We start from the raw sequence: 12,910 nt of genomic DNA on the forward strand, positions 1-12,910 counted from the left end.
CCGGGTAGTTTCCCAGAGGAAATACCCGGCTCTAATACCTTTATCAACTTGACTGTTCTTGTTCCGGCTGTTTTTTTGATAGAAACCAGCCCCTGCTGCAATTGCGACGAGGACACCATAGAATATCAGCTTCCATGGGGTGGAATGCGGAAATTCGTGCGGAATCCAGCCAATATCTTCATGAGCCATAACGATGACGGCCAGTTTGACGCCCACCCAGCCGACAATGTAAAAGGCAGCCACTTCAAGACCGGGACGCTTGTTCAATAATCGAACAAACACATTGGCGGCAAAGCGCATGATGATCAGGCCGATCATACCCCCGGCAAACACAATGATAAACTGACCGGTATCAAGGCTGCCGATCGTTCCCCAACCAGTTGCAGGCAGTGCAACGGCGATTGCAACTGCTGCCAGAATGGAATCAACCGCAAAGGCAAGGTCAGCAAATTCCACTTTTAATACAGTCATCCAGAAACCAGATCCGCTTGTATCGGGTTTCTTGGTTTCATCTTTTCTTTTGTATTTATCATACAAATGTTTAATTGCGATAAAGAGCAGGTACGCAGCCCTAAAGCCTGAACTTGCCAAATATCGACAAGGAACGAGATGATAAACAAAGATCCGAAGCGAAGTACAAAAGCGCCTGCCAAGCCATAGAACAACGCTCTCTTCCGCTGTTTAGGCTCAAGATGCTTAACCATTATGGCCAATACGAGTGCGTTATCCGCAGCGAGAAGCCCTTCAAGTCCGACCAAAACAACGAGAACCCATAAATATTCAAGCAGTAGCGAGATTTCCATATTGATGTCTCCTTTTTAAGTGATTCCGTTCCAGGAAAAAGGCATCAAAAAAGACCTTTACCCATCAACGGTAAAGGTCTCGCTAACAACGTGGTGTTGCCAATCACGCCGGAGATGAGATCTCGTAATGACGACGTTGATTGTGCAGCTACTCCCCTTTAAGTGTAATTTTATTAAAACCTGTTTGACGAAAAATGTCAACTATAAGATGGGATACCTTCATATTACCCGATTAAGCGTTAACTATACCATCCATCAATGCTTCCATTTCTTTTTTCATAGCCTTGAGACGTGTTTTGCTTGTGGTGTGATCGTTACTTGACACCCCGTAATAGCATTTGATTTTAGGCTCTGTTCCTGATGGCCGCAAAGTGACCCAGCTGTCTTCTTCAAGCAGGAATTTCACCACGTTTTCTTTAGGAAGATCGAGTGGTTCATGCTGATCTTTCTGAAGCAGAAAACGAGCGCCAACCATGTAGTCTTCCATTCTTTGCACTTCAAGCCCGCCAATTTCTTGAGGCGGATTGGAGCGAATTTCTGACATGATCTGATTAATTTGTTCCGAACCCTCGATACCTTTCAAAGTGAGTGAGGACATATCTTCAAAATAGTAACCATGCTTTTCATATAGTACATCCAAGGCTTCGAGAAGCGTTTTGCCTTCCTTTTTCCATTCATAAGCCATTTCACTGGCAACCATGGCGGCTTGAACAGCATCCTTATCGCGGGCAAAGTTTTGAATCAGGTAACCATAACTTTCTTCAAATCCAAACACAAACGTTTCACCCGTGGCGTCAAACTCACGAATTTTTTCACCGATAAACTTAAACCCGGTCAAAGTGTCAATTGTTTTTGCCCCGTAAGATTCAGCAATGCGCCGGCCCAGCTCAGTTGTTACGATGGTTTTCAGGACACGGGCGCTTTTGAGCACGTGGTGGTCTGTTCGCGCCAAGAGATAGTCAAGCATGAGAACGCCCAGCTGGTTGCCCGTGAGGACGGTGTAGTTCCCATGACTGTCTTTAACCGCTACCCCGAGTCTATCGGCGTCTGGATCTGTCCCGAGAAGTATATCTGCGCCTACCCGTGCGCCTTCCTCAATGGCCATAGCAAAAGCCTGATGTTCTTCAGGATTCGGTGATTCGACCGTCGAGAATTCGGGATCAGGTTCGGCTTGTTCTTCAACGACAGTGACATTGCTGAAGTTCAGTTGCTTCAATCCCTCTGTAACAAGTTTATGTGCGGTGCCGTGCAGGGGCGTAAACACGATGCCTATCTTTTTGGATTTCTGAAGTTCCGTTTCGTTCAGTTTCGAAACTTGCAGCAGTTTCTCCAGATATGCGTCGTCTACCTCACTATCGATCCAGTTCAACAGCCCTTTATCTTCAACTTCTTGCTGATCCAACACCGGTACTTCAAGCTCACTCTCAACACTGTTAATACACTGGATAACGTCCTCTGCTTCGGCTGGCACGATCTGGCCGCCGTCTTCATTATAGACCTTAAATCCGTTATACTCAGGTGGATTATGGCTCGCTGTAATCATGATTCCTGCAGCCGTTCCGAGGTGTCGCACCGCAAAGGAAAGAACAGGTGTAGGTCTGAGTGATTTAAATATGTATGTCTTAATGCCGTACACGCCAAGAACACGAGCTGTTTCAATTGCAAAAGCCTGGGATTGGTAGCGTGAATCATACGCCACCACGACACCTCTGTCTTTTACATTCACGCAATTTTCATTTAAATAGCGGGCAAGTCCTGCCACTGCTTTTCTCACTGTATATAAATTCATCCGGTTGGTGCCTGGTCCAAGTACACCGCGCATACCGCCTGTACCGAATGCAAGTTCTTTATAAAATGCATCCTCCAAAGCAGGCTCATTTCCTGCAAGGTCATCCAATTTTGTTCTGAGCGCTGGTTCAAGCTGTTTAAAATTGCTCCACCGCTGATAAGATTCCTGCCAAGTTGACATTTACTGACTTCCCCCTTGAAATCGTCATCTTTTGTAAAATAGTAACACATTTTGACCGTTTTATCCATTGGCTTTCGAGTTTGCCCATTATGTGCCACATTTATGGATCAGTATGTTAGACTATAGAAACAAACTTGAGTGAAAGTTGTGATGTGATTGGTCCAAAAACGCTGGTTCCAGACGATGATGTTTTTTATTTTGTTGTTCTTAATTATTTTACTCGTTGAGAAAACAAACTTTATTTTTGATCCCATATTTAAAACCATTGGTGCCGTCGCTATTCCGTTTATCGGCGCTGGTATTCTATATTACCTGAGCAAACCATTAATGCATCTTTTTGAACGGATCAAAATCAACCGCATTATTTCTATATTTCTTGTCTATATTGTCCTGGCACTCATTATATTTTTCTTTTTCATGTACATTGTGCCAATCGCCCAGCGTCAATTCTCCAACCTTATTGGGAATATCCCGAAAATGGTTGACTGGGCACAAGATCTCATTTCATACTGGCAGTCGAACCAGACAATTATACCTGATGAAGTAAATAGTGCGATTAATGACTTCATGAACAATCTGCAATCCTATGTGGAGAATGTCATTAATTACATTTTTGGGTTTATAGGCCAGTTGATCAGCTTTGTTACAGCTCTTGTACTTATCCCGCTATTTCTGTTCTTCATGCTGAAAGACGGAGATAAGTTTGTGCCTTTTATTACGCAGATCTTCAATAAAAAGAAAGCTGCAAACATCCGCGCTTTAATGGGCAAAATAGATGACACTTTAACATCTTTTATTCAAGGTCAGCTGATTGTCAGTTTTTGTGTCGGCGTTCTGCTGTTCATCGGATACTGGATTATTGACCTGAATTATTCGCTCACGCTCGCTTTGTTCGGCATGCTGATGAACGTGATTCCTTTTATCGGTCCGTTTATTGCTGTGGTGCCTGCCTTGATTGTTGGTGCTTTTCAGGCTCCGATTATGCTCGTATTGGTCGCGCTGATCATGCTTGTCGCCCAGCAGATTGAAAGTAATTTCATTTCGCCAAATGTGATGGGCCGCGCTTTGAGCTTACATCCGCTCACCGTTATCACAGTCATCCTGGCCGCCGGAAGCATCGCCGGCTTTATCGGCATCTTGTTTGCCGTGCCGTTCTATGCAGTGATTAAAACCATTATTGTACACTTTTATGAAACCTATGTGGATTCCAAGAAAAATAAAGATGATGCACTTATTTAATGTTACAACAAGGGGGAAACATAATGAATAAGAAAGAACTTGAAGAAGAATTGGCCAACCTAAAGGCAGATTACGTTCGCATCCAAAGCGACATGGACAAACTTGAATACGTACGCGGCAGAGTCTCCTCAGCTGAAGCCCAGCTCATTCGCCTCGAAGAAGAAATCGCCCGCGTCAACCAAAAACTCGACCAACTGCCAGAGTAAAGACATCGAGGTTAAAAACTAGAAATGACCGATTCTGGCAACCAGGCGAGGAAAACAAACACTCCGCTTCCCGCAGCGGAAATCACGGTACTCTCATAAACATATATAATGTTTTTCTTTCCAACCGTACATCGTATATTAAGAAAGTTGTGGTTTGTTAATTACCTTAATCTGAACAAAGAGGCTGGGCCCGGTTTGGTGGACTCAGCCTCTTTGTTATTAGTCTTTCTTTTTGAATGTGCCATTGCCGTTGCCGTTACGCTGATTTTCGAGACGCACTTGAATCTTTTTCTGCTCTTTATGACGTGGTGTAAAACTGACAATCACATCTCCTACCCCAGGCACTGTACGCATCTCCTCGGAGTAGAATTTAATCTGCCCTGAGGGTTTGATGAGATACAAGAGCACGGTCTCCTCATGTCGCTCAGCAATATATTGTTTATATGAATACTGCTGGGTAATCGTCGTCTGACGGAAAACGTACCCCTCTCGGACTTTATCAATCAAATCTTCAAGCAGCACCTCTTCATTAAACAAAATGCGTCCCCCAATTTTGTCTACCATATCACTTGTTCGCCCTGCGATCTGCTCAAGGGGCTGATTTTAAAGACATTGGTCCGGCCATATTCCGGCATAAATGTCGTACAGACAAGCGCATTGTATGAATGATACTCAGAGATTGCCAGCATATATTCATATGGTATTGTATCCAAATTGTACTCCGTCTGCTCTGACAGCATTTCCCCGTGATAAAACGGGACACCGCCATTACGGGCGTAGCGGAGGTTTTCCCAGGAAGAATCAACAATAATGACGGGTGCTTTTGACTTGGCCAATGACTTTGCGAGCTCAACCGTAAATGGGTTGCTGCCTACGATAAGTGTGCCTGGTCGTCCTTCCATTGATAAATGCAGTTTTCTTGCCAGCCAGCTGATGGAAAACCCGTGCGCCACTACTGTGAAAAATACAAGTCCAAACGTCAGCGTTGTCAACAGTTCGGCATCTTCATAGCCAGCATCCAACAGGATCGATGCAAAATAACTGGATACCGTCAGAGCCACAATGCCGCGTGGGGCAATCCACCCGACGAGAGCTTTTTCATTTAAGGATAACCCTGACCCAATCGTTGATATGAAAATCGACAACGGCCTAACGATAAACATCATTAATAATACATAGCCAATTATGCTCGGATTGAAAATGTGAAGCAATGTATCCACTTGTAGGGAAGCCGTCAGCATAATGAATATTGCAGATATAAGCAAAATCGAGATGTTTTCCTTGAAGTGTCTCATATCCTCGACAGAACTGATCCCCATGTTAGCAAGGGTGATCCCCATTGCCGTAACAGATAAAAGTCCAGTTTCATGCATGATCTCATCTGCCCCGGTGAAGCACAAAATCACCACGATAAACACAGCCGGTGACTTCAGAAATTCAGGGACATGCCCTGTTTCAAACATCCAGCCAATGCCACGGCCAAGCGCCCAGCCGAAGATTGCGGCAAATATGGATGCTGCAAAGAAGGCCACAAGTTTGGAGCCATCAGGATTTTGAGATGTTAAAAAAGCAATGATTTCAAATGCAAATACTGCTAAGAGTGCCCCGATTGGATCAACAATAATACCTTCCCATTTCAATATCTTAGCTGGACGCGGTTTAAGCTTGGATTGGCGAAGAAGCGGCATAATAACAGTTGGCCCTGTCACGATAAACAAACCGCCAATGACAAAAGCCACAGCCCAGGACAAACCTGCAATATAATGCGCCGTCAGCGAGCCCAAAATCCAGGCGAGAAACGCTCCAACAGTGGATATGCGAAATACGGGTTTTCCCAACCCGCGTATTTCTTTAAAGTTTAAATTTAAACTGCCTTCAAATAGAATGATGGCCACTGCCACTGAAATGATCGGACTGAACAAACCACCGAAGTCTTCTTCAGGATTCATCAAACCAAAAACCGGCCCAACTAAAAGCCCAGTAATCGACATCACTACAATCGCTGGCATCCTGTATCGCCATGCCAGCCATTGAGAGCCGATGCCAAGTAACCCGATCAGCATAATTTCAAATAAAATTGAAGGAACCATAACCTGCCCCCATTCGTTTCAAGCTTTTTGCGTATATTTATATCAATAAATCTCTACTATTTTCGATCACCATTAAAAGTTTGATAAACATAACGTCATTCTATATGTGAACCCAAATAAAGTAAACAGTTTTTCAAAGAAATATAATTTTTTACAGTCTAATTTATCATGCAGTTTTTTTTAATTAGTGGATTTAGAGCCTGGGAGAACTTTAATCTTCAATTTATTAAAGTTTTGAGGGTTGAAATTGGTGTTATGAGCTGGGCTATTTAAGTGTATCTTGATTATTAAAAATAAGTGCCCCTGTAATTAATAGTGTGATAGGATAGAGTCTAATGAGGAGGATCGGACATGTCTTCAAAACCAGAACATTTACTTAAAACATATTTCGGCTATGACGCGTTTCGACCTGGGCAAAAGCAGGTGATTGAGACGGTAATCGATCGCCAAAACACGCTCGCGGTGATGCCGACAGGCGGAGGTAAATCCATTTGCTATCAAATCCCCGGTCTGATGTTGGATGGGACTGCTATTATTATTTCTCCGTTAATCTCACTAATGAAAGATCAGGTTGATGCTCTGAAAGCACTCGGCATTAGTGCTACATATCTCAACAGTTCACTGTCACCCGGGGAACAAAACCAGCGCTTGAATGATATTGCTGAGGGCGCTTATTCTTTCGTGTATGTGGCGCCGGAGCGATTTGATTCAGGCCGGTTTGTCGATACCATCTCTCGTATGAACATTTCTCTTGTTGCTTTTGATGAAGCCCATTGTATCTCACAATGGGGTCATGATTTCCGTCCCAGCTACAGATCGGTTGTGCCCCGTTTAAAGGCCATCCCAAACATTCCCGTTTACATGGCACTGACGGCAACCGCAACAGAAGAAGTCATGGATGACATTCGCGCGCTTTTGGATATCACACCGGAACATATGGTCAATACTGGATTTGAACGTTCCAACTTGAATTTTCATATTGTCAAAGGGAAGAATAAAGCGCGTTACATCCAAGACTTCCTGGGACGTCATAAAGGTGAATCCGGCATTATTTACACAGCTACCCGCAAGCAGGCCGATACCTTATATGAACAGCTTTCACGCCGCGATCTTGCTGTGAAGAAATATCACGCAGGACTTTCAGAAGATGAGCGACGGGAAGCCCAGGCAGCCTTTGTGTATGATGAAGCCGCCATTATGATTGCAACGAATGCATTCGGAATGGGAATTGATAAATCCAACGTGCGGTTCGTGATTCATTATGCAATGCCGATGAACATCGAGTCTTATTATCAGGAAGCCGGCAGAGCTGGTCGTGACGGTGAAGCGAGTGACTGCATATTGCTCTTTTCCCCGCAAGACATTCAGCTGCAAAAGTTTCTCATTGAACAATCCCTGGCTGACGAAGGCGCTAAGCAACAGGAATATCGTAAGCTTCAGGCCATGATCAATTACTGTCATACGAACAGCTGTCTGACCACCTATATCTTGCAATACTTCGGGGATCAGCCAGCCCAAAGCATGTGCGGTCGCTGCAGCAACTGTATCGATGATCAGGAAAAAGTTGATATTACCGAGGAAGCTCAGATGATCCTTTCCTGCGTAAAACGAATGGGCGAGCGCTTCGGTGCTTCTTTGACCGCCAAAGTTTTAAAAGGCTCTCGCGACAAACGTGTCAGTTCGTTTGGTCTCGACCGGCTCTCGACATTTGGCCTTTTATCAGCCTACACAGAAAAAGATGTATCAGAGCGCATTCAATTTCTCGTGGCGGAAAATATCTTAGGAACCGAAGAGGGCAAATTCCCGACTCTGAAATTGAATCAAAACTCAGTGGACGTCCTAAAAGGCAAACGCACCGTCATGATGAAAGCAGCACCTTTGCCTGCTAGTGCGGGTGAGGAAGATTATCACGCGGAGCTGTTTGAGGAAATGCGGAAATTGCGGAAAACGATGGCGGATGAACAAGGGGTTCCGCCTTATGTTCTCTTTTCCGATGCCACATTGAAAGAATTTGCCCGATATTTGCCTGAAACTGAACAGGAAATACTGGCGATCAAAGGTGTTGGCGAGAAGAGATACGCTCAGTACGGAGAGACTTTTCTTGAAGTTATCTTGAGGTGGATTGAAGCTCATCCAGAAGCTGCGAAGAATAAAAAAGTGCGAATCGATCAAGGTCCTGTCGTCCGCGAAGTGAAAAAAGCGGAGAAAGATGAGCGGCCGAGCCATATGATCAGCTATAATATGTTTCAATCAGGCACATCGATAAAGGACATTGCAACCCGGCGCGACATGACACCTCAAACCATTGAGGAACATATTTTCAAAGCCGCCAAAGAAGGCTATCCGGTAGCATGGGCCATATTTTTCGATGAAGAACAAGAAACAGAAGTGCTGAAAGCCCGCTCAGAAATTGAAGAACCGCGTCTAAGGGAGCTCAAAGAAGTTTTACCAGAGGGATACAGTTATCCTTGTATCAAAGCCGTGCTCGTTAAAAATGGCTTTATGTAAAGATATTATAAAAGCCTCGTTCCAAAATTGGAACGAGGCTTTTAAATATTATTTACCGGTTACATCGATTGCCCATGTCCCTTTGCGGAACACAGCTTCTGTGGTACCGTCAGCTTTCATGCCGTCAATGTCCAGCTTTTCAGAGCCAATCATAAAGTCGACGTGGGTCAAGCTGTCGTTAACGCCATGTTTGTCAAGTTCTTCATCACTCATAGCAGAGCCGCCTTCAATGTTGGTCGGATAAGCCTTGCCGAGTGCAATGTGACAAGAAGCATTTTCATCAAATAGTGTGTTGTAAAAAATAAGTCCTGATTGTGATACAGGTGATTCATGCGGTACAAGTGCAAATTCTCCAAGACGCTTGGCACCTTCATCTGTATCCAAGAGATGCTTCAAAGTTGCTTCTCCTTGCTCAGCTTTGAAGTCGACGACCTGACCATCTTTAAAAGTCAACGTAAAGTTGTCAATCAGACTGCCACCGTAATTCAATGGCTTTGTGCTGGAAACATGACCATTGACACCGTATTTATGCGGCATTGTGAACACTTCCTCAGTTGGCATGTTCGGGTTGAACACAATACCCTTTTCGGATTCAGCAGTTCCGCCCTTCCAGATGTGTCCATCAGGCAAGTCAACTTCCAGCTCAGTGCCTGGTGCTGTCAGAATAAGTCTTTTGTATTTCTTTTCGTTTAGGATCGCCCGAGCTGTTTCCAGTGTGGCATTGTGATCATCCCACGCTTTAACAGGATCATCCTGATCAACGCGTACAATTTTAACAATGGCGTCCCACAGCTTGGAAATCGCCTCTTCCTTGGATTCGTCCGGAAAAATCTTCTGAGCCCAGTCACCGGTTGGGATAGAGATAATTGACCAAGTGATTTTATCGTTCATTGTATATTTGCGGAAATTCACCATCGCTTCCGAATTCGCTTTATTCGCTTTGGCAATGCGCCCGGGATCAATGTCCTTCAGCAAATCCGGATTGGTGGAGCGGATCGAGAGAACAGCTGCTCCGTCTTCCGCGTAGAAGTCATGCAGTTTCACACGCCATTCAGGCACATTCGTCAGCACTTCTTCAGGCGCATTCTCATACTTAAGCAAAGTCAGTTCGTCGTCAACCCAGTTTACATGAACATCTTTCGCGCCCATTTCGTAAGCTTTGCGGACAACAATCTTTGTGAAATCAGCACCCTCAATCGGTGCATTCAGCATAAGAGCCTGTCCTTCTTGCAAATTAACACCTTTTTTCAAAGCAAGTTCTGCATATTTTTCCTTCGTTTGTTGATCAATCATAATCCTTCCTCCAATTGTGTAAACAGTTAATGTTTGTATTATTTCACAAAAACCCAGCCGCCTCAAACAATTAGGTATACCGTATGTAACCATACCCTAAAGCACTTGCAGTTATTTTTTTAATGAACAATCGACACAAAGTGCGAACCAGTGAAAACTTGGAATGACTGCTTCTGGCAACTAACCATAATGAGAGTATCGTGATTTGCGCTGCGGGAAGTCGCTTTCCGCGGGCACGGCCTCAGCCTCCTCGCTCGCAAAGACCGCTCACTGTGGGGTCTTCGGACTCGTGCTGTTCCCGCAGGAGTCGACTTCCCTCCGCTCCAATCACTCTATGTAATTCAGAGGCTTGGACGGTTCTACTCACATAAGAGTTAGAGAATAACCTCTCATATCTAGCTCGGGGAAAACACGGAGACTCCCGTGGGAGTAAAAGCCTAGATGAGACCCCACAGCGCGCAGCGCGAGGAGGCTCATCAGCGCCCACTGGACGCGGAGTGTTTTCCCCGAGCGGTTGCCAGTGGCAGTCATAAAATTCCAAATTAGATCTAACTAATTAGTTCGCAGTTTACAGAAACTGGGTGCTAATAGATCATTAACGGATTCTTTTTTTAGCAAGCATAAATTGCAGTAAAGCGTAGGCGGCGAGGCGGCTTGTCATGTTGCGGATATCGACAGTTGGGTCGATTTCGACGATGTCCATGGAACGGACGTGTTTGTATTCCGCTGCAAGTGCGATCCCTTTCAGTAAGGTATCACTATCCATCCCCCCGGTCCGACCGCAGGGCACCCCGGTGCAAATGCCTGATCAACGACATCCATATCAATAGACAGATAGATTTCATCAACAACATGCGCCAGACGTTCGAGTTCTTTTTTAAGAATGGTTCGGATTGATTTTTCTTTAACATCGCCCATTGTATAGACGTGGACACCTTTTTCCGCAGCATAATCCGAATAAGCTTTTGCATTAGAAAAATCCCTGATACCAATCTGAACCAAGTCATGCCCGGCTATGGCTTCTTCTTCAATCAAACGGCGAAACGGTGTGCCGTTTGTCGGCCCGCCGTCTTCGGTGTTACGAAGGTCATGGTGCGCGTCAAACTGAATCACTCCAATACGTAAACCCTGATCAGACCGTGCCTTTATTGTAGCGTGACTGATGGAATGGTCACCACCGAGCATGATCATATGCTCGGCCGCTTCTGTTTCATAAGCATCTTTCATCCCCTCCACCAGCCGCTCCTGATTGCCTGTTACATCTGTTGGATCCATATAAAAGTCCCCAAAGTCGATAATGGTATCCTCGAGTTCAATCCCTGTTTCTCCTGAATAAGTTGAATACCCTGCCAGTGCCTTTCGTATCGCGCCCGGGGCAAGAGAAGCGCCGGAATGACTGATCGATGGTTTGGATAGCGGGAGACCCACTAGACCGTATTTTCCTTTTTCCCGGCCAGTCCACGGCTGAAGCAAGGTGTCCGCTTTCCTTGTATAGCGATCGACAAAGCCCGCGCCCCCCGCCTCTTTTAAATGACGAATCTGTTTCATTGTATCGCCTGCCTTTCATACATGATTCGGCCGCTTTTCAGTACTGTCCGGGCATGGTTCACCCCGTAATGGTACGGGATATACATATGATTGGGTGCATCCCAGATAACGATATCTGCTTGGCGTCCAACAGCGATTGTGCCTGCCGTGCTCCCACGGTCAATCGCATGTGCGGCGTTCACGGTTACCGCATGCCAGATTTCTGCTGGCGTCATTTTTAACTTTAGCGCCGCTATGGACATAATCAGCTGGAGATTTTCCGTGACACAGCTCCCTGGGTTAAAGTCAGTCGAGATCGCCACTGCCGCGCCCGCATCAATCATGGCACGGGCCGGTGCATAAGCATCTTTCCCAAGGTAAAAACTCGTTCCCGGCAAAATGACTCCGATCGTATCTGACTGCGCCAATCGGGCAATACCTTCATCAGACGCAACTGCCAAATGGTCTCCGCTCGCTGCGCCCACCTCTACAGCCAGCTCTGTCCCCCCAAGCGGATCAATCTCATCCGCATGGATTTTTACACGAAAGCCTGCATCCTTGGCTTTTTGTAAAAAGCGCCGAGACTGATCGACGGTGAAAACGCCCGTTTCTGTAAAAATATCGACAAATTCAGCGCATTCCTTTTCCTTAATCTCAGGCAGCATATCCGCCATTTTCTCCAAAAATCCATCTGTATCGTCTTTGTATTCAGGCGGGATGGCGTGCGCACCCAAAAAAGTTGAGATAAGGTCTGTCGGGTGATTTTGTTGAAGCTTCTGCACAACTTCCAACTGTTTCATCTCGGTTTCATAGTCAAGACCGTAGCCGCTTTTTGCTTCAACGGTTGTCATACCATGCATCATCATACGATCAAGGTGAAAGCGTGCTTTTTTGTAAAGCTCATCAAATGTTGCCTTGCGTGTCATATTGACCGTCGCCAGAATGCCGCCGCCCTCTTCCAAAATTTCGAGGTAGTCTACGCCCTGTTGTTTTAAAGCCATTTCCTTTTCCCTGGATCCGCCAAACACGAGGTGCGTGTGCGGTTCAACAAGTCCAGGGGTGACAAGGTTTTGGTCAGCATCAATTGTTTTTTTCGCTTGAATGTTTGTGGTTTCAGCCATGCTGCCGATCCATGCAACATGGTCACCTCGGATGGCTATGGCTGCATCATTTATGATTTCCAGCTCATTCATTGCCTTCCCTTTTACAGCACCATCCGCATTCATAGGTAACAGTTCTCCGATATTTGTTATCAGCACATCAACGTTCATCTTA

At 45.4% G+C, this 12,910-nt stretch carries 6 protein-coding genes and 3 pseudogenes; 3 read left to right on the top strand and 6 right to left on the bottom strand.

Translation table 11 applies throughout. From position 1 onward, the window contains the following. Window positions 1–43: 43 nt before the first annotated feature. Together JNUCC1_RS05830 and JNUCC1_RS05835 are read right to left on the bottom strand one after the other, a co-directional pair. Window positions 44–803, bottom strand: a pseudogene (locus JNUCC1_RS05830) (TerC family protein). A 232-nt stretch (window positions 804–1,035) separates the two neighbouring features. After that, window positions 1,036–2,772: a phospho-sugar mutase gene (locus tag JNUCC1_RS05835; RefSeq protein ID WP_156644534.1), complete on the bottom strand. Its 1,737-nt coding sequence runs from the start codon at window positions 2,770–2,772 to the stop codon at window positions 1,036–1,038. A gap of 183 nt (window positions 2,773–2,955) precedes the next feature. Here JNUCC1_RS05835 and JNUCC1_RS05840 point away from each other — a divergent pair, with 183 nt between their 5' ends. Continuing rightward, window positions 2,956–4,011: an AI-2E family transporter gene (locus JNUCC1_RS05840; protein ID WP_231747001.1), complete on the top strand. Its 1,056-nt coding sequence runs from the start codon at window positions 2,956–2,958 to the stop codon at window positions 4,009–4,011. A gap of 23 nt (window positions 4,012–4,034) precedes the next feature. Then, window positions 4,035–4,217 carry an SE1832 family protein gene (locus JNUCC1_RS05845; protein WP_156644536.1) on the top strand — a complete coding sequence of 61 codons (183 nt, stop codon included), beginning with the start codon at window positions 4,035–4,037 and terminating at the stop codon, window positions 4,215–4,217. 219 nt (window positions 4,218–4,436) lie between these two features. Here JNUCC1_RS05845 and JNUCC1_RS05850 read toward each other — a convergent pair. Further along, window positions 4,437–6,307, bottom strand: a pseudogene (locus JNUCC1_RS05850) (cation:proton antiporter). A gap of 351 nt (window positions 6,308–6,658) precedes the next feature. On the opposite strand from JNUCC1_RS05850, the gene recQ reads away from it, so the two are divergent. Further along, complete coding sequence (gene recQ / locus JNUCC1_RS05855; protein WP_156644537.1) at window positions 6,659–8,815, top strand: DNA helicase RecQ; 2,157 nt, start codon at window positions 6,659–6,661, stop codon at window positions 8,813–8,815. 48 nt (window positions 8,816–8,863) lie between these two features. Here the strand turns inward: recQ and JNUCC1_RS05860 are convergent, their stop codons facing one another. The 3 genes and pseudogenes from JNUCC1_RS05860 to hutI form a co-directional block, all read right to left on the bottom strand. Next, window positions 8,864–10,108, bottom strand: a complete 1,245-nt coding sequence (locus JNUCC1_RS05860; protein ID WP_156644538.1) for an aminopeptidase — start codon at window positions 10,106–10,108, stop codon at window positions 8,864–8,866. A gap of 595 nt (window positions 10,109–10,703) precedes the next feature. After that, window positions 10,704–11,656: pseudogene (hutG, locus tag JNUCC1_RS05865) on the bottom strand (formimidoylglutamase). Then, window positions 11,653–12,906 carry an imidazolonepropionase gene (gene hutI / locus JNUCC1_RS05870; RefSeq protein WP_156644539.1) on the bottom strand — a complete coding sequence of 418 codons (1,254 nt, stop codon included), beginning with the start codon at window positions 12,904–12,906 and terminating at the stop codon, window positions 11,653–11,655. Before hutI ends, hutG begins: the two are co-directional and overlap by 4 nt. Between the last annotated feature and the right edge of the window lie 4 nt (window positions 12,907–12,910).

This window comes from Lentibacillus sp. JNUCC-1, from assembly GCF_009741735.1.
GTDB lineage: Bacteria > Bacillota > Bacilli > Bacillales > Amphibacillaceae > Lentibacillus_B.

Bases quoted from the DNA above. Each gene is read 5' to 3' on its own strand.
- JNUCC1_RS05840 (WP_231747001.1), top strand. From the start codon at position 2,956: ATGATGTTTTTTATTTTGTTGTTCTTAATTATTTTACTCGTTGAGAAA.
- JNUCC1_RS05835 (WP_156644534.1), bottom strand. From the start codon at position 2,772: ATGTCAACTTGGCAGGAATCTTATCAGCGGTGGAGCAATTTTAAACAG.
- JNUCC1_RS05860 (WP_156644538.1), bottom strand. From the start codon at position 10,108: ATGATTGATCAACAAACGAAGGAAAAATATGCAGAACTTGCTTTGAAA.
- recQ (WP_156644537.1), top strand. From the start codon at position 6,659: ATGTCTTCAAAACCAGAACATTTACTTAAAACATATTTCGGCTATGAC.
- JNUCC1_RS05845 (WP_156644536.1), top strand. From the start codon at position 4,035: ATGAATAAGAAAGAACTTGAAGAAGAATTGGCCAACCTAAAGGCAGAT.
- hutI (WP_156644539.1), bottom strand. From the start codon at position 12,906: ATGAACGTTGATGTGCTGATAACAAATATCGGAGAACTGTTACCTATG.